The organism is Ruegeria sp. ABV4_181 (assembly GCF_056158465.1).
In genome coordinates, this window is record NZ_JBSWTI010000002.1 from 1936451 (window position 1) to 1953558 (window position 17108).

The following is a 17108-nucleotide window of genomic DNA, read 5'->3' on the forward strand; positions in this document are numbered from 1 at the left end:
CGGCCTGTTGCCCGGCTTCGGGGCTTGCTTGTACCAAAGCAAGCTCCGGAGGTTCCAATGGCTGATACAAAAACACGCAGACGTCGCAGTGGCGGGCGGGCCGGTGCCGCCGAACGCCGCGGCAGTGCGGTGATCGACCAGATGCCTTGGAACCCTCCGGTCAATACGGACAATCCGACCGAACCGCTGGATGCAGCGGGAATCGAGGCGATCCACGAGGGCGCGATGCGCATCCTCGAAGAGATCGGCGTTGAGTTCTACAATGAAGAAGCCATCGGTATTCTGCGAGAGGCCGGGTGCACTATCGACGGGGACAATGTCCGCATGGGGCGGGATTTTGTCATGGAGATGATTGCAAAGGCTCCGTCTCAGTTCTCGATCACCCCACGCAACCCGGACCGAAAGATCGTGATCGGTGGCAAGAATTTGTTGTTCGGCAATGTGTCGTCGCCGCCGAACTACTGGGATATGGAAATTGGCACGAAAGTATCCGGCACAAGGGAAATGTGCCGGAATTTGTTGAAGCTGACCCAGTATTTCAACTGTATCCACTTCGCGGGCGGCTACCCGGTCGAGCCGGTCGACATCCATGCCAGCGTCCGTCACCTGGACGTCCTCTATGACAAGCTGACGCTGACCGACAAGGCGATGCACGCCTATTCGCTGGGCAAGGAGCGTGTCGAGGACGTGATGGAGATGGTCCGGATCGCCGGCGGGCTGAGCCACGAGGAATTCGAGGCCGCCCCGCGGATGTACACCAATATCAACTCGACCTCGCCGCTGAAACACGACCATCCAATGATTGATGGCTGTCTGCGGCTGGCACGGCGCGGGCAGGCCATCGTGGTGACGCCGTTTACCCTGGCCGGAGCGATGGCGCCGGTCACAATGTCGGGGGCCGTGGCGCAATCGCTGGCCGAGGCACTGTGCGCGATTGCCCTGTTCCAATACGTGCGCCCGGGCATTCCCTGTGTCATCGGCACATTTACGTCCAACGTGGACATGAAATCCGGCGCTCCGGCCTTTGGTACGCCGGAATACATGCGGTCGACCCAGATGACGGGGCAGATGGCGCGGTACTATGGCTTGCCGATGCGGTCGTCTGGGGTGTGCGCCGCCAACGTGCCAGACGGGCAATCGGTGTGGGAGACCTCAAACTCGCTGTGGGCAGCTGTGCAGTCCGGTACGAATATGGTTTATCACGCCGCCGGCTGGCTGGAAGGCGGGCTGATCGCAAGCCCCGAAAAATTCATTATGGATTGCGAAATACTGCAGCAAATCCAACGCTATATGCAGCCTGAAATCACAGCGACCGGACCTGACGAAATTGCGTTGGACGCCATCCGGGCGGTGGGCAATGACGGGCATTTCTTTGGTATTCAGCACACTCAGGACCGGTACACCACAGCCTTTTATCAGCCGTTCCTGAGCGACTGGAAAAACTACGAAGGCTGGGACGTGGCAGGGGGTGTCTGGACCGCCGAACGGGCTCATCACATGTTCAAGGAAATCATCACCAGCTTTGAACCTCCGGCCTTGGACGAAGGCATTCGCGAAGAACTGGCTGAGTTTGTGACCCGCCGCAAAGCCGAAGGTGGGGCGCCGACGGATTTCTAGTTTGTTCTGAAGAAGTTCCAGTTTGACACCTGGCATCTTTGGCGCAACCTCCGCGGGGATTTTGGCGTTTTATTAAGAAATTTCAGACCAGATTGGGCGTGAAACCAATCCGGGGCTTTTCATGCACGGTCTGATCAATCGGGCGATACAATCCTTTGTGGGCGCGACCTATGGGCAGTCCTGCTGGTTGCGCGTGACCGAAGCAGCGGATCTGGGATTCGTCGAATTCGAGGCCATGCTTGTCTATGATGATGACGTGACGACCAGGGTGCTGGACACGCTCTGCGCCGATCTGAACAGGCCGCGCCCCGAAGTTCTGGAGGATCTGGGGACCTATCTGGTCTCACACCCCAAAATGGAGGGTTTGCGCAGGCTGTTGCGTTTCGGCGGCGTGAGCTACGTGGAATTTCTGCATTCACTGGACGATTTGTCCGATCGGGTCAGGCTGGCCGTCTCGGACCTCAGCCTACCTGAACTGGAACTCAGGGAAGTGACGCCGACAGAGTACCAACTGTGTTGCTGCCCGGGCTTGCCGGGATATTCCAGTGTAATGGTCGGGGTTTTGCGTGCCATGGCCGACGATTACGGCGCCTTGGCAATGTTGTCTCATGACGGACGGGACGGCGAGGCCGAGGTAATTTCGATTTTCCTTGTGGAAAGCGCCTTTGCAGAAGGGCGGCATTTTGATCTGGGGGCGCGCAAGTCATGATTGATACCGGTGATCTGGCGGCCTTGCTGGAGACGCTCTGCCCGATGTTTGTGCTTGTGGACAAAATCGGGCGGATTCAGCGCGTCGGGCCTACCTTGCAGAAGTTGCGCCCGGATCAGCCGATGGCGGGTCAGAGCTTTCCGGACGTCTTCGAACTGGTTCGTCCGCGGACGGTGACGACCATCCCTGAGTTGATTGCACTTGCCGGGGCCAAGGTTCGCCTCAAGTTGCGCGGTACGCCGCGCACGGCGCTCAAAGGGTTGGTTGCCCCGCTGCCAGAAGGGCAGGGGGCGGTAATCAACCTGTCCTTCGGGATTTCAGTGCTGGATGCTGTGCGGGACTATGACCTGACCAGCGCGGATTTCTCGGGAACGGATCTTGCGATCGAACTGCTTTACCTGGTCGAGGCCAAATCCGCCGCGATGGAGGCGTCGCGCTCGCTGAACATGCGCTTGCAGGGGGCAATGTTGGCAGCAGAGGAGCAGGCATATACAGACATGCTGACCGGGCTCAAAAACCGACGGGCGATGGATGTCTTTCTGGGGCACCTGATCTCAGGGAGCTCTCCGTTTGCCCTGATGCATCTGGATCTGGACTTCTTTAAGTCGGTCAACGACAGGTACGGGCACGCAGCCGGTGATTTCGTCCTGCAACAGGCCGCCCGCATCATGGTTGAAGAAACCCGAAGCGATGACACCGTTGCCCGCATCGGCGGGGATGAGTTTGTAATTATTTTTAAGGGGTTGGTCGACGAAGCTATTCTATCAGCGATAGCGGCGCGGTTGATTGACCGGCTGAAAGAACCCATGATCTTTGAAAACAACATCTGCCGGATTTCAGCCAGCGTCGGAACGGCTTTGTCCACGCAGTTCAATCCCCCCGAAGCCGCCGAAATCCTGCATGCCGCAGATCTGGCCCTGTATCAGGCAAAAAGGAAAGGCAGGTCTCGCCATTGCCTGTATTCCTCATATGCGGGCACCCGGTTGCAAAGCGGCGCATCAGGGGCACCGCGCGGGTAGTTGATGTCCGCCGGTAGATTGGAAGAGTGTTGTGCGTGCGGTTGTTGCACCCGTCCTACACTAAACCTCGTGGAAAACTCCGGTCAGCGTTTCGGCGATGTGGCGCTTTACATGGGGCAATTCGCCGACCACAGGTAAAACTCTACCCCGATAGGCCGCCTCGCTCAGCGCTTGGGGCACGTCCTCCAGAACATGCCCGCCGGTGCAGGCAAAGAAGGGCAGGCAAAGCGCCTGATCTGACAAACCCGCTGCGGCTTCTGCTATGGAAGGCGGCTCTTCGACAAAGCCAAGCTGGATGGAGCGGAATTTCAGGAGTTTCTCCAATTCTTCGGCAAACCCCGTGGCGACCGCAGAGGGGTTACGACTGCGACCAGAGCCATGAGCGGCCAGAACAAGATCGGTGGCAGGGGCCGACCACCCGAACTCCGCCAATGCGTCCCCCAGCGCTTCGGCGGTCAGGGCCGGCAGCGCGGCATCTACGCCCAACGGGTCCAGGATCGGAAGGGGTCGGTTCTTCAGTCGTTTAGGCAGGGCGCTAGTGACAAACCAACCCTTGGCCATGAACAGCGGATAAACAACGGTCTCTTCTGGCACCTCAGCCAGTTTCGTTTCGAGCGCATTCGGGGCCGCCAATGTGGCTGAGCTGACGTGGACGCCCGGGCACAAAGCGTTCACTTGCGCGGCATAATCCGCCAACGCCTTTTCGGCCGGATCCGGGTCCGACGGCTGCCCATGTGCAACGATTATGGCGTGCGGCATTTGAATCGTCCTGTCTGATTTCCCGATAGGTGTCTTCCGGCGGGTCAAAGTCAATGCATGGCGCGGTGATATCAGCCCAAAAGCGTCAGCCAAAGCCAGACCGTCAGTATTGATGCCGTTGTGCCAATCAATACCGAAGAGGCGGCGACCCGTTTGGCCCGGCCATACATATTGGCGAAAATATATGCGTTGAATCCGGGTGCCATCGCCGCATTCAAAACGCCGGAACGGAACAGATCCTGAGGCAGGCCGACGGATGTGCCGAACAGCCACACAAGGCTGGGGTGCAGTATCAGGGAAACGGCGCAGACGAATGTTATGGCGCGCAGGTCGCCTTCGGGTCTGTATTTTACCAATACACCGCCCAAGGCAAACAAGGCCCCTGGGAGTGCCGCGCGCGTCACCAGTCCCAGTGCCTCATCCACAACCGCAGGAACCGCGATCCCGGACAGGTTGACGACAAATCCCAGAGCGATGCCCAGGATCAGCGCGTTGCGGAACATCGCCGAAAGCACCGACCGGACCATACGGGTTCCGGCATGGCCGCGATTTCGGATCACCTCCATCACGGTTATTCCGACGCCGTAGCAAAATGGGGAATGGAAGGCGATGATCGCGTAGTTCCCGGTCAGGTTTTCCGGTCCATAGGCGCGCTCGGTTATGGGCAGGCCCAACAGGACCGAATTGGAAAACAGGCAGCAAAAACCGATGGCGACGCAATCTTCCCAGTCGCGATGAAAAATCAGGCGCGCGCCGAACAATCCGGCGGTAAAGCACAGGGCAGCGGCAGTGTAGAAGCTGGCCAGCAGGCGGGGGTCGAAACTGGCGCTCAGGTCCAGATGGGATATTGCCAGAAACAACAGGCAGGGGATGGCAAAGCCTTGGGTGAACTTCATCAACCCGTCGATATGGATTTCGCGGAAATACCCCAGCCGGGTCGATGCGTAACCGGCCCCGATTACAAGGAAAACCGGCAGGATGACATCGATCAGGTTTTGCAGCATGTCACGGCCCCCTCAGAGTTTCCCGAGACGGGGTGCGGTATTTGAGGTAGTGCGAACAGAGGCTTACAGTGCCTGATGGATCACCATGCCGTCATAGGCTGGCGTGATGTAATCGTCGGTTTCGGTGGCGACCGTGGCGTAATCCAGGTCTATATGCATGTTGGTCAGAACCGCCCGTTTAGGCCGCAACCGGTCGATCCACCCGAGCGTCTTTTCCAGATGAGTGTGGGTGGGATGCGGAGACCGTCGCAGCGCATCTATGACCAGACAATCCAGACCTTCCAGCATTGGCCAGGAATTGTCATAGATATCGGCGACATCCGGCAGGTAAACCAATCGACCCATCCTGAACCCCAGCGCGTCGATCGAACCGTGGTTGACGTTAAACGGATGAAAAGGGATCGGGCCACCGGGGCCGTCGACCTCGAACGGACCGTCGATTGTTTTCAGGTCCAGGATCGGAGGATAGGGCGAGTTGTCGGGCTGTACGAACGCATATCCGAACCGGCCCAGCAAATCGTTCTGGGTGGCGCCGTCGGCCCAGACGGGAACCCTTTCGCGCATGTTGAACACGATCATGCGAAGGTCGTCGATGCCGTGAACGTGGTCGGCGTGGGAATGGGTATAGACAACACCGTCCAGCCGCCCGGTTCCACTGTCCAACAATTGGCTGCGCATGTCCGGGCTGGTGTCGATCAGAACAGATGTGGTGCCTGCGCTCCCGACACGCTCGACCAGCATCGAGCAACGGCGGCGTATGTTCTTGGGATTATCCGGATCGCAGGCGCCCCAATGACCGCCCAGCCGGGGCACGCCACCGGATGAACCGCAGCCCAGGATGGTGCAGCGCAATTCGGTCATGCAGCCGCCTTATAGGTCGCGGCCTTGGTGAACAACCTGTCGAAATTGGCCTGCGTCTGTGCGGCGAATTCGGGGTAGCTCAACCCGAACACTTCGGCCCCCTTACGGGCCGTGTGGGCGGTATAGGCCGGTTCATTGCGCTTGCCGCGATAGGGCGGCGGGGCAAGGTAGGGCGCGTCTGTTTCAACAAGGACGCGGTCAACCGGGGCGCTGGCGAAGATATCGCGCAACTCTTGGCTTTTGGGGAAGGCCGCAATGCCCGACATGGACAGGTAGAAACCCAGATCCAGCGCAGCCCGGGCCAATTCCGCCGACGAGGAAAAGCAGTGCATCACGCAGGAATAGGGCGCGTTGCTATATTCCTCGGTCAGAATGCGCGCTATGTCGTCATCGGCTACGCGGGCGTGGATGATCAACGGCAGGCCGGTGCGCTGAGCGGCCTCGATATGAACCCGCAGCGACTGCTTCTGCACGGCCGCTGACTCGGCAGTGTAGTGATAATCCAGCCCGGATTCGCCTATCCCCACAAATTTGGGGTGCTGAGACAGCGCGACCAGGTCGTCCACTGTGGCCATTGGCTCATCTGCCGCGCTCATCGGGTGGGTCCCGGCGGCGTAAAACACGGGCGCGTGGGCCTCGGCGATGGCGCGGACGCCGGGTTCGTTGCGCAGGCGTGTGCAGATGGTGACCATCCGTGTCACACCGGCTTCGGCGGCGCGTGCAACGATGTCGTCCAACTGGCCATCGAAATCGGGAAAGTCCAGATGGCAATGGCTGTCGGTGATTTCGGGGGTATCGCTCATCTGCTCTGACCGGCGGTTTCCTGTATCTTGAACACCGTATCTAGGACCAGAGCGGCAGGGTCAAGGTTCACGGCCTGCCCATGACGCGCGCGGGCCGTGATCAGGGCGCCGGCCTCCGCCCAGTTGCGCGCCTGTTGCGGAGAGGCGGACAGTCGGGCCAGTGTTTCCGCCTCGCGTGGAGCGGCCTCGGGCAGGGGCGCCGCGCCGGTCGCGCCGGTCAGGGCAAGGCGGGACAGGGCGACATCAATCAGGGTCAGCAGCAGTTCGAACCGCTCGGCGGCACCGCGCTGGGCCGCGGCTTCAGCCAAGGCCAATGCACGCTGGCGGTCCATCCGGGGCAGGGTTCCCAGAATGGCGATCAGTTCGGCGTAAATCTCTAGCCCGCCCAGATTGATCAGCCGTACGGCATCGCCCACCGACCCGGCGGCCAGAGCCGCAAGGTGATCGGCCTGTTCCGGCAAATCCGCCCCAGTCTGTTTCAGGGCGGCTTGCATATCCTCGGAACCCAGCGGTGACAGGCGAAGCGTTCGGCACCGCGACCGGATCGTCGGCAAAAGGCGCGAGGGCTGGTGCGAAATCAGCAGCAGCGTAGTGCGGGCCGGGGGTTCTTCGAGCATCTTCAGAAGGGCATTGGCCGCGCTGACATTCATGTCGTCCGCGGTGTCGACGATCACAACGCGACGACCGCCATCGGCGGCGGACAGGCCAAAGAATTTCCCCAGCTTGCGGATATCGTCCACGACGATTTCATTGCGCAGCCGCCCCTGGTCGTTCAGTGACCGGGTGATCGCGGCCAACCCCGGTTCAGCGCCTGCCAGAATGCGGTGGGCGACAGGGTGATCCGGGTCAATCGCCAGCGTTTCGGGTGACGGCGGAGCACCGAACAGCCCCTCATCCCCGGTCGGTGGTGTCGCCAGCAGAAATCGCGCGATACGCCACGCCAGCGTGGCTTTGCCGACACCTCTGGGGCCGGTCAGCAACCAACCGTGGTGCAACCGGTCCGAGGTATAGGCGCTCAGAAACGCCTGTTCGGCCTCGTTCTGTCCGAACAGGTGCTGCGTTTCGCGCGGATGGGGGGCACCGGGTGCCTGATCCGGGGTCGGGGTATCGTCGCTCATCAATCGTCTATCGCAATGCTTGCAAGACGATATCTGTCACATCCTGCGCAACGCTGTCCATGTCCCGGTTGCCGTCGATCACCCGAAAGCGGCTGGAAAACTCATCGGCAAGGGCCAGAAATCCTGCTCGCATTTTCTGTTGCAGGTCCAGCCCGAAATCCTCGAACCGTTCTTCTGTGCCCTGACGGCCCTTGGCCCGGGTCAGGCCGGTATGCGGGTCCATGTCGATCAGAACCGTCAGGTCGGGTTCGCGCCCGATCATGAGAGAGTGCAACTGGTCGACCAGCCCGCGCAGGTCACCGCGCGACAGCCCTTGGTACATTCGCGTGCTGTCCGCAAAACGGTCGCAGATGACCACTTTACCCTCGGCAAGCGCCGGGTCTATCGTCCGCTCCAGATGATCTCGTCTGGCGGCGGTGAACAGCAGGATTTCCGTCTCGGCCGACCAGCGATCCGGGTCGCCTTCCAGGACCAGACGGCGAATTTCTTCAGCGCCCGGCGATCCGCCGGGTTCGCGCGTCAGAACGACATCATATCCCAACTGGCGCAAATGCCCGGCAAGCATTTTTGCCTGTGATGACTTGCCCGATCCGTCGATGCCTTCAAAGGTCAGAAACAACCCGGTGCTCGTCACATCAAATCCAACGGGTTGCCGATGACATCGGTCAGGACAATGCCGCCGACAGTCATCATCCGTACCACAAACCCGCCGGATGCGACGTCATTGGCGGCCAGCAGCGGACGGCGGATTTCCGGCAGACCTTCGGGTTTGATGACCAGTTCGGCCAGTTGCTGACCCTTGGCGATCGGCGCATTGACGGGGCCGTCATAAACCACTTCGGCCTGAATATTCTTGTCACCCAGCACCGGGAACAGCAGCGACAGGTCTTCTTCCGGAACCAGACCCACGGACTTGTCGGCGCCCATCCAGACCTGTGCTTCGGCTATCGGCGTGTCTGCGTTGGCAACTGTCCTCTCGACAAAATTTCGAAACGACCAGTTAACCACGGCCTCAGCCTCCTCTGCGCGGCGGGCGGTGCTGTCGAGGCCGGTGAGAACGAAGATCACCCGGCGGTCGCCTTGCTTGGCCGATCCAACAAGGCCGTAACCGGCCTCTTGCGTGTGGCCGGTTTTCAGCCCGTCCGCACCGATCCCCAACTTCAGCAGCGGATTGCGGTTGCGTTTGTTCGATGGTGCGCGTCCGTCGAACTCGAACTCCTCTTCGGCGAAGAGGGGGTAATATTCCGGAAAGTCCGTAATCAGCCGATCCGCCAGTACGGCCAGATCGTGAACCGACATCATATGTCCCGCTGCGGGCCAGCCGTTGGAGTTGGCGAAGTTGGAGTGATCCATGCCCATTTGCTTGCCGCGCTGTGTCATATAGCGGGCAAACCCGGCTTCGGTTCCGTCCGGGCTCAGCGCTTCGGCGATGACAACGCACGCATCATTGCCCGACAGGACGATAATGCCGCGCAGCAAATCCTCAACCCGCACACGATCCTGCGTGTTCAGGAACATGGTCGAGCCTCCATAGCTCATCGCGTGTTCCGAAACGGGCAGCGTTTCATCCAGCGTCAACCGACCGTCACGCAGGGCCTCGAACGCCACATAAAGCGTCATCAGCTTAGACATGGAGGCCGGAGGAAGAGGTTGGTCCGCCTCTTTGGACAAAAGAACCGTGCCGGTTGTCTGGTCCATCACATAAGCCGCGCGGGCCTGGGTATCGAAGGCATGAGCAGGCAGCGCAATAAGCGCCAGCCCAAGGGTCAAAACAGATGATCGCAGCGAGGATAGCACGGCGGCCTCCTTAGTTTCAGTTTTTGACAGTGAACGCGTCGGTAAAGCCAAGGTCCTTCACGTCGCTTTGCAGGGCGTTGCGTTCTGCACGGGTTGATGCAGGTCCAACCAGAACGCGCCAGACCGTCTTATCGTCGGTCTTCAGCTCGCGTACATTGGCAGTCATGCCATTGCGCCGGATTTTTGCGGCCGCACTGTTGGCGTTGGCTTCGACATTGAAGGTTCCAACCTGGACAAATGGCTTGTTGATCGAACCAGAGGTCGCAGCCGCGGTGGCGGCGCTGGCCTGTGCCGGCTCTGCCGCATCAATGGCTGCTGCCGCGCCCTCAATCGGGTCGAGGGTTGTTTCCGTGATCTCGTCGGAGCGTTTCTTTTGCCACCATTTCCGTTTTGCCGGTTTTTCCGCAGGTGGCGTAACCGTCGGATCGGAAAGTGTCGCGGTCGGCGCAGCCTGTGCAGCCGTTTCCACTACCTCTTCGACCGTTTCCGCCGTTACTTCAGTCGCCGGTTCGGCTGCCGCCGTAGCGACGCCCGCAGCACCAGCAGCGGCGACCGGCTCCTTCTTTTGCCACCACTTCCGCTTGGCCGGCTTCTCGGAATTCTTCGTATCGGCCGAGGCTGTTTCCGTCGCGGCTTCCTGCGGCTGGACATCTTCGACCGGAGCGGTCTCTTCACTACTTGCGGTTTCGGTCGGTTGGGCCTCTTCCGGCTCGACCTCTTCCGTTTCAACCGGCTTGCGCCTTAGCGCGATAACCTGCACTTTTGTCGGCGATCCGGCAAGAATACCCAGCTTTTCCGCAGCGGCCGATGACAGTTGCAGCGCCGGACCCGGCAGGTTTCTTTCCCGCCGGAATAGCGCGCCATTCACGGTCTTGTTGTTGGATGTGTTTTTGATTGCAACCCGTTCCGGCTGCGTCACGTCCGGGTGGGCCACCCAAATACCGCCAAGGGACGGGCGCCCGTCCCACAACCCCGCCTCGGTCACCTGAAAGACCTCTGGCGCTTCAACCGTTTCTTGCGGGCCACCGGTGGAAATCGGGAAAAGTTCGACACTGCCGTTCTGAGTGTCGGAGTTCTGTGCATCACCGCCTTCCGCCTCTGACAAGGCATCGCCCGAAGACAATGTTTCGTCGCATCCGGCTAAAACTGAAAGGGCCAAGGCCAAAGCCGCCAAAGATCGCGGATTGACGCGTGTCTCAGTCGCTCGTTTCATTTTGTCATCCCTTGCCTGAAGGGGTCTCGTTTCCTGAACCCCACCGCTGATCGCCGGTTCTGTCATGCCGGACTGATACGGTCTTTCCTGCAAAGCATAACGTGAGCGCGGTGTCATGGAAAGAGCGCTGCGTAGGCTTCGGCGAGATTTCCCTATTTGCTCTTGCCACCGTTTCCAGTTCGCCGTAGACCCGGCCCCACGCGGGGAGGTGGCAGAGTGGTCGAATGCGGCGGTCTTGAAAACCGTTGAACGTGAGAGCGTTCCCAGGGTTCGAATCCCTGTCTCCCCGCCACTCATACATGTCTCACTTCAGTTGTGTTTTCTGACCCGGAATTGTGCCGCAATTCCCGCGAGTTGGCGTGTGCGCTTTCAATCAGAGACAGAGCAGTTCGTACAATCAGAGCGCTATTCCGGCCTTAGTCTCAGTGGCGCATTTCGGCGGGGTCGCATTGGGCTGGATTTCCCTGATACCCGGCAATTTACAGGGAAGCTTCGTGAGATGGGTCCGATATCAGGCAATTTGCATGTCAGAACTGCATGTTTTTCAGAGGCTTATGTTGCAATTTCCCTAAATTGAGAAACAGGGAATTCTCTCCTGTGAAAAGGGCAGTCTTTAATCGGATCAGGGAGGGTAAGCGCGAAGGCAAGTATGCGCATATTGGCCTAACCGGATAGGGCAGCTGTTGAGTTGCCCAAGAAGCAAGTTGCTGTGACCCGCCATTGCTGTAGGACAAACGAACAGCAAAATTGCCCGCATTTGTTGAGGTCATAACTCTCTGCATATTGCACTTGCAGCGGACGGCAGCAACGCTGGCCGCAAACGCAGCATTCGAAGATAGCGCTCATGTTCGGCTAAGGACCGGGTCTGGCAGCTCAGTCAATATTGTTGTTTTCGCGACCGGCCTATTCGAACACAACGGTCTCGATCGATGGCGCACGAGATGCATCCAGCGGGATGCTTATCATCTCCATCCCTGCATCCGAAAAATCAATGCTTCCTACATCCACGACGCGCACATTTCGATTCCATTGCGTGTGATAATAGATGCGCTTGTTTGTCAGGTCGCTGGCCGCCGTCCACTGTGTGGCGCTGTATATCAAATCTTCCGTACCGTCTGCGGCTGCATCTCCTTCCGCGGCAGTGATCGGAACATTGAAGTTGTCCAGGATGCGAAACGCCTCTCGAACTGTGTCGAAGCCCCCCTCGGTTTCGCGCGCCGTTTGTGAGAAGGCGACCGCACGTACAAACCGCGAAGGCGGTGTGAAATCTCCGGGCAGCCCCAACATTCCGCTGCCTGCTCCAAGCGGAGCAAACCGCAACCCGTCTGCCTCCACTGGGGCCAGTGAAATCGCGGACAGATTGAGGAAATTGTTCAGATTTGTGATGTGCCAGTCATAGTTGGGCGCGTTCGTGATAACGCCAAGCGGGGCGTCAAAAACGGTAGGAACACCATCGATGTACTGGATAACGATCGCTTCGCCGCTGGGGTCTGACACCATAAAATGAAGCGGCGGCGGAATGCCAATTGCAGGTTCGATCACCGGGACAACACGAATGCTTTCCAAAGCCGAACGAACTTCAGCTACCGAGGAAAACTGGGTCGCAATATACCCAGCAAGATCGGAAGAGCTCATTGAGATCGCCGCGTATGCGGGGTCGTAGTTTTGATATTCGGTGAAGCCCGGCAGATAGAAGGTTCCGACGACCAGGCCATTTTCATTCATAACGTCGCCAAAAAGCGGTTTGCCCAACGCTGTGATTCCCGCCACGCCATAGGTTGTTGACCAGGTATGCCCAGGCGCGCCGTCCGGCATCCCAGAGGCCGACAATTCGGTGCCCGGAGGGATCACAAGGATTTCTGGTGCGAGATCAAACGTACCCCACTCCAATGTGCGCGCAAAAACGGTCGTTCCATCTGACCCAGTAAGGGTAATGCCGGTGCAGGCATAACCCGCTGTCGCGAAAATGCAGAGTACGGCAACCGATTTCAGTGCCAGCCGTCTAATGCGAAGAAAGTAGGTCACGATGGAAGTCCCCCTGAGGTCGCATCAACAGTTCAGTGCACAGACTAGAACACAAATCGGTAACCGACAAATGTCAGTATTTTTGCGAAATCTGTGGTTCGGCCCGACGCGTGTCCACTACAATCAGCTGCCGTATCTCAAATCGACCGGTTCCCAAGCTTCTCAATCCGGGATTCGTTTGATCTGCATGGCATAGCGTGCATGGACTAGTGCTCAAATTCCGTTTTCTAGGTGCATGCAGGCCTGGACCAAGTTCTCGCACTGGCCGAAAGGCGTCACGCGGGGCTCTCGTGATGAATACATGAGAAACTAACGGTTGCAGGAGCGCCTGGGTGCGGCTCCGCAAGGCTTAGACGGCGAGACTTTCTGCATTATTATCGGCGGACAGACCGACAAATTTAAGAAGAGGGGCAGCGAGAAGGCCGAGACCAGCTACCACAACGGCGAAGATGGCCATGTGGAACATAAAAACCAGTCCAAACCCTGCTACGGCACAGCCGATCAGGAAAAGGCTGATACTCGCTGCGCATGATACCATTTTATTCACATGTTTTTGCATTTTGAGAGTCTCCAGTTTCAGTCGTTGTTTCGATGAAACTGATGTAAGCGGGGGGCTTTACGCGCGCCTGATCCCAACTTTACAAATCTGCAAACTTCAGAGTGACGGAGAGGCCCTGCGGCTGGAGCGGAGCCAGGACAAGCTCTGCTTGGTGCCGATTGGCGACCGCCCGCACAAGCGCCAATCCGAGACCTGTGCCCTCTGTCTGGCGTGAGGCATCCAACCGCACCATGGGTTTGATGATCTCGGCAAAGTCAGAGGGATCAACACCGGGGCCATCATCGACCACGCCAACAGATTTCCCATGCACTTTGAGCGTGATCTCCGGCCCACCATGGCGGATTGCGTTCTGGATCAGGTTCGCCACGGCCTGAACCAACATTTGGCGGTCCGCAAACACGGTTCCGGTTTGAACCATGTCGAGCACGAGCGACTTCCCGGAATCCTCGACAACCGGAGCAAAGACCTCGAACAGCTCTTTTGCAAAGGCATCCAGAGCAATTTTTTCGAAGCCGTCCGTCCCTTGTGCCGCCTCGATGCGCGCGACGCGCATGATCGTATCAAAAATGGTGGATAGGCGTTCAGCCTCTTCAAGGGCCGCGTCACGTATTTCGCCGTCTGGCAAGACCTCAAGCCGGGACCGCAGCCGCGCAAGCGGAGTACGGAGATCATGGGCCAGGCTGGCGCTGAGATGCCGGGTCTGTGCAACAAGCTGCTCTAATTCTCCGGCCGTCACATCAACCTGATGGGCCATGTCCCCCAAATCATCGTTCGACTGTGCGATCCCCGTGCGTGCAGTAAGGTCACCGGAGGCCAGTGCCGATAACGTTTCGTTGATCCGCTTCAGTCGGCGTCGCCCCAGAAACCCTGCTGTCAAGCCAATGATCAAGCTCAATGCAACAACGACCGAAACCGTCGTCCATAGCACACCGCTAAGCAGTTCAAGCGCGTCTTCGCCATCGTCCAAAGCCACAGCAATGACAACTGGTGCGCCTTGACTATCCGCGTTGACGAGAACCCTCCAGGTCTCTGCATTGCGGAAATCATCTTCCAGATCGACCGTGCCGCCGCCTCGTCGCGCCGCGCGGGCAAAGGCTCCGGGCAGATCATCCAGATCATCGGCGGTACGCAGTATAAGCCCAAGACCATCACCCCGCGCGCCTTGCAGATCCGAAGCACTGGACATGGATTGGAGGGTCGCATCCGCCCTGCGCTCAAACGCACCAGCCCCTATTTTCAGGGCGGTGAAGACAGCGACCGCCATCCCAATAGCGAAGATCACCGACAGGATCAGTGCCAGCCGAACGGTCGAAGATCGGTGGAGCCAAGTGAAGTTAATGTCCAAAGACATAGCCCTCGCCACGACGTGTTCGGATGAGTTGGTCATCGAATGGCTTGTCAATCTTAGCGCGCAATCGGCTGATATGGGTTTCAACGACGCTTGTGGTCGGATCAAAACTCATGTCCCAGACCTGTTCCAGCAACATCGTACGCGTCACCAATCGGCCAGGGCGGCGCATTAAGTACTCAAGCAGCTTGAATTCCTTTGCCATAAGCTCGATCTCACGACCCTGCCGTTTGCAGGTTCGGGCCAGCAGGTCGAGGCTTAAGTCCCCTTGCCGCAAGACAGTCTGTTTTTCAATGTCCATCGACGCGTTGTCCCCGCGGCGGCCAAGAGCGCCAACCCGCGCGGAAAGCTCTGCGAAGGCAAAGGGCTTCGTCAGGTAATCGTCCCCGCCAGCATCAAACCCTTCGACTCGGGAATCCACTTCGCCAAGTGCGGTTAGGAACAGGGCGGGGGTTGAATTCTTTGAGGCGCGGAGGGATTTGAGGACAGCCAGCCCATCAAGACCGGGCACCATCCGATCAAGAACCAGCACATCGTAATCCTGTCCCATGGCGGCGATCAAAGCCTCTTTTCCGTCCTCAAAGTGGTCGACGACATGACCTTCCTCGCGCAGACCATTTTTGACCCACGACCCGAGGTGTGCATCATCCTCCAACAGCAAAATGCGCATATCGCACCCAATTGTTTTCAATCGGAGGCCACTGTAATCAAGGGCCTCCGATTTGGCCAATCAATCGCAAGGGCGCGCTGCCTTAGTCGTTGTCGCCTTCATCGTCGTCATCTTCGGCTTCCACTTCGATCACGGCACCGGTGTCTGCGGCGATCTCGATCTCGAATTCTTTGCCGTCCGCCCTGACGATTTCGATCTCATAGACCGACGCACCGTCTTCTTTCTCAAGTTCGACTTCCTGGATCTCACCCGGAACTTCCAGCAAGGCAATTTCAATCGCCTGCTCTTCGGTCAGCCCGGTGGCGGTCGCCGCCGTTTGAGCGGATACCGTACCAATCAGTGCACCCGACAATAGCAATCCAGCCAGTGCGCCGCCTGCGATGATTTTGTTGTCCATATCGTGTCTCCGTATCTGAGTTTCGAAGGCGTCGTTGCCTTCCTGTGACACCGATATGGGGCGGACACATTTGCTGAAGCTCTCCCACAATTTACATCTTTGTAAGGTTATGTTCGGCATGCGACGGCAAGGAAAGAAAGCTCAAGAAAGGCAGTCGGTGAGTGCTAGTGTAAAACTTGGAAATTAATTACGGAGCAAAACCAAACTTTGGAAAGTAAACTGAAGAGGTCGGCAGCGATCTTTTGAAGGGCTCGATAACTATTATTATTCCTACTGCAGCGAACGGCAGCAATGCGGGCGCGAATGCAGCATTAATAGACGGTGTTCAAGATCGGCTCTGGGCCGTCCGCCAAGACGGCCAAATGGCTGGCAGGTCAGGATGATTACGCATAGTGAACATTGAAAGGACTCGTCTTCGACCTGATAATGTAAGGAAGGGTATTGAGCTTGATCCTGCACGGTAAAGTAACTCATCCGATGCCAGACCAAGAGGTATTGCCATGAAATCAGTCGTTGTCACTGGCGCTGCGGGAGGATTGGGGCGCGCTATAAGCCGCTAATTGTGCACGGATGGGATGCACGTGATTGGCTTGGATGTTGACGCCAATGGCTTGGATGAATTGGCTATAGATCTCAAATTGAGTTTCACACCTATGTCCGTTGATCTGACGGGTTCAGAAGCGATTTCTCGTACGTTTACGAGCATTAAAGCAGCGCACGGTGGATTGGACGCTTTGGTCAATAATGCGGGCACTTGTTTCATGTCGGATTTTCCGAACATTCCTGCAGAAGAATTCGACAGGCAGATGGCAATAAATTTTTCCTCTGCCTTCCATTGCTGCCAGCAGGCGGTACCAATGATGTTGGAACGTGAAGGCATCAAAAAGATCGTCAATATTTCTCAAACGGAGCGTGTAACTTTGATGTCTTCGACCCACCGCACTATCGGGCGTCAAAGGCGGCGATGGACACGCTGACGAAAGACCTCGCCCGGCGTTATGCGCGCGACAAAATCTGTGTGAACTCGCTGGCCCCTGCGATGACAGAGACACCGCTTTTTGGCGTTCTCACTGAAGATGTCTTGTAACAAGCGGTCGATGCCATGCCGCACGGTCAAGCGATGCGACCTGAACAAATCGCCGCGTGGGTCAGTTTTCTGATCTCTCCGGCAGGTGACGTTTCCAGAGGCAACGTGTTCATCCTCAACCA

General features: G+C 58.1%; 18 protein-coding genes and 1 tRNA gene. 7 read left to right on the forward strand and 12 right to left on the reverse strand.

All coding sequences use genetic code 11. The annotated features are described in order from the left end of the window. The first annotated feature begins 57 nt into the window (after positions 1–57). The 3 genes from ACXAC3_RS09610 to ACXAC3_RS09620 all read left to right on the forward strand — a co-directional run bounded on the left by ACXAC3_RS09610 (position 58) and on the right by ACXAC3_RS09620 (position 3345). Entirely contained in the window at positions 58–1617 is a 1560-nt protein-coding gene (locus ACXAC3_RS09610; protein ID WP_475159203.1) for a trimethylamine methyltransferase family protein, read from the forward strand. A 121-nt stretch (positions 1618–1738) separates the two neighbouring features. Continuing rightward, positions 1739–2326: a heme NO-binding domain-containing protein gene (locus ACXAC3_RS09615; protein ID WP_475159204.1), complete on the forward strand. Its 588-nt coding sequence runs from the start codon at positions 1739–1741 to the stop codon at positions 2324–2326. Continuing rightward, positions 2323–3345, forward strand: a complete 1023-nt coding sequence (locus ACXAC3_RS09620) for a GGDEF domain-containing protein (protein ID WP_475159206.1) — start codon at positions 2323–2325, stop codon at positions 3343–3345. The genes ACXAC3_RS09615 and ACXAC3_RS09620 overlap by 4 nt, the downstream gene beginning before the upstream one ends. Before the next feature lie 60 nt (positions 3346–3405). Here ACXAC3_RS09620 and ACXAC3_RS09625 read toward each other — a convergent pair whose 3' ends face one another. From ACXAC3_RS09625 to ACXAC3_RS09660, 8 genes are all read right to left on the reverse strand, one after another. Next, positions 3406–4104 carry a CbiX/SirB N-terminal domain-containing protein gene (locus ACXAC3_RS09625; RefSeq protein WP_475159208.1) on the reverse strand — a complete coding sequence of 233 codons (699 nt, stop codon included), beginning with the start codon at positions 4102–4104 and terminating at the stop codon, positions 3406–3408. Between the two features lie 71 nt (positions 4105–4175). Then, positions 4176–5108: an AEC family transporter gene (locus ACXAC3_RS09630; protein ID WP_475159209.1), complete on the reverse strand. Its 933-nt coding sequence runs from the start codon at positions 5106–5108 to the stop codon at positions 4176–4178. Between the two features lie 63 nt (positions 5109–5171). Beyond that, positions 5172–5969 carry an MBL fold metallo-hydrolase gene (locus ACXAC3_RS09635; RefSeq protein ID WP_475159211.1) on the reverse strand — a complete coding sequence of 266 codons (798 nt, stop codon included), beginning with the start codon at positions 5967–5969 and terminating at the stop codon, positions 5172–5174. Next, the gene (locus tag ACXAC3_RS09640) at positions 5966–6772 is read right to left on the reverse strand and encodes a TatD family hydrolase (RefSeq protein WP_475159214.1); all 807 of its coding nucleotides are present in this window, start codon (positions 6770–6772) and stop codon (positions 5966–5968) included. Before ACXAC3_RS09640 ends, ACXAC3_RS09635 begins: the two co-directional genes overlap by 4 nt. Then, entirely contained in the window at positions 6769–7890 is a 1122-nt protein-coding gene (locus ACXAC3_RS09645; RefSeq protein ID WP_475159218.1) for a DNA polymerase III subunit delta', read from the reverse strand. Before ACXAC3_RS09645 ends, ACXAC3_RS09640 begins: the two co-directional genes overlap by 4 nt. A gap of 7 nt (positions 7891–7897) precedes the next feature. After that, positions 7898–8524, reverse strand: a complete 627-nt coding sequence (gene tmk, locus ACXAC3_RS09650; RefSeq protein ID WP_475159221.1) for a dTMP kinase — start codon at positions 8522–8524, stop codon at positions 7898–7900. Beyond that, a complete protein-coding gene (locus ACXAC3_RS09655; protein ID WP_475159224.1) occupies positions 8521–9687 on the reverse strand; it encodes a D-alanyl-D-alanine carboxypeptidase family protein in 1167 nt (388 codons plus the stop codon). Before ACXAC3_RS09655 ends, tmk begins: the two co-directional genes overlap by 4 nt. Positions 9688–9703: 16 nt before the next feature. After that, on the reverse strand, positions 9704–10900 hold the full coding sequence (locus tag ACXAC3_RS09660) for an SPOR domain-containing protein (protein WP_475159228.1): 1197 nt from the start codon (positions 10898–10900) through the stop codon (positions 9704–9706). 202 nt (positions 10901–11102) lie between these two features. On the opposite strand from ACXAC3_RS09660, the gene ACXAC3_RS09665 reads away from it, so the two are divergent. Continuing rightward, a tRNA-Ser gene (locus ACXAC3_RS09665) sits at positions 11103–11192 on the forward strand. 611 nt (positions 11193–11803) lie between these two features. On the opposite strand, the gene ACXAC3_RS09670 is transcribed toward ACXAC3_RS09665, so the two are convergent. Beyond that, the gene (locus ACXAC3_RS09670; RefSeq protein WP_475159231.1) at positions 11804–12925 is read right to left on the reverse strand and encodes a linear amide C-N hydrolase; all 1122 of its coding nucleotides are present in this window, start codon (positions 12923–12925) and stop codon (positions 11804–11806) included. Between the two features lie 316 nt (positions 12926–13241). Here ACXAC3_RS09670 and ACXAC3_RS09675 point away from each other — a divergent pair, with 316 nt between their 5' ends. Continuing rightward, on the forward strand, positions 13242–13457 hold the full coding sequence (locus ACXAC3_RS09675) for a hypothetical protein (RefSeq protein WP_475159235.1): 216 nt from the start codon (positions 13242–13244) through the stop codon (positions 13455–13457). 106 nt (positions 13458–13563) lie between these two features. On the opposite strand, the gene ACXAC3_RS09680 is transcribed toward ACXAC3_RS09675, so the two are convergent. The 3 genes from ACXAC3_RS09680 to ACXAC3_RS09690 all read right to left on the reverse strand — a co-directional run bounded on the left by ACXAC3_RS09680 (position 13564) and on the right by ACXAC3_RS09690 (position 15899). Further along, positions 13564–14871: a sensor histidine kinase gene (locus tag ACXAC3_RS09680; RefSeq protein WP_475159237.1), complete on the reverse strand. Its 1308-nt coding sequence runs from the start codon at positions 14869–14871 to the stop codon at positions 13564–13566. Continuing rightward, positions 14819–15502: a winged helix-turn-helix domain-containing protein gene (locus ACXAC3_RS09685; protein ID WP_475159238.1), complete on the reverse strand. Its 684-nt coding sequence runs from the start codon at positions 15500–15502 to the stop codon at positions 14819–14821. The genes ACXAC3_RS09680 and ACXAC3_RS09685 overlap by 53 nt, the downstream gene beginning before the upstream one ends. 82 nt (positions 15503–15584) lie before the next feature. After that, positions 15585–15899, reverse strand: coding sequence for a PepSY domain-containing protein (locus ACXAC3_RS09690; RefSeq protein WP_475159241.1), 315 nt, complete (start codon positions 15897–15899; stop codon positions 15585–15587). 581 nt (positions 15900–16480) lie between these two features. On the opposite strand from ACXAC3_RS09690, the gene ACXAC3_RS09695 reads away from it, so the two are divergent. Together ACXAC3_RS09695 and ACXAC3_RS09700 are read left to right on the forward strand one after the other, a co-directional pair. Continuing rightward, positions 16481–16876 (forward strand): SDR family NAD(P)-dependent oxidoreductase, encoded by a 396-nt coding sequence (locus ACXAC3_RS09695; RefSeq protein ID WP_475159245.1) that lies wholly within the window; start codon positions 16481–16483, stop codon positions 16874–16876. Beyond that, positions 16864–16986, forward strand: coding sequence for a hypothetical protein (locus ACXAC3_RS09700; RefSeq protein ID WP_475159248.1), 123 nt, complete (start codon positions 16864–16866; stop codon positions 16984–16986). Before ACXAC3_RS09695 ends, ACXAC3_RS09700 begins: the two co-directional genes overlap by 13 nt. The last annotated feature ends 122 nt before the right edge of the window (positions 16987–17108 follow it).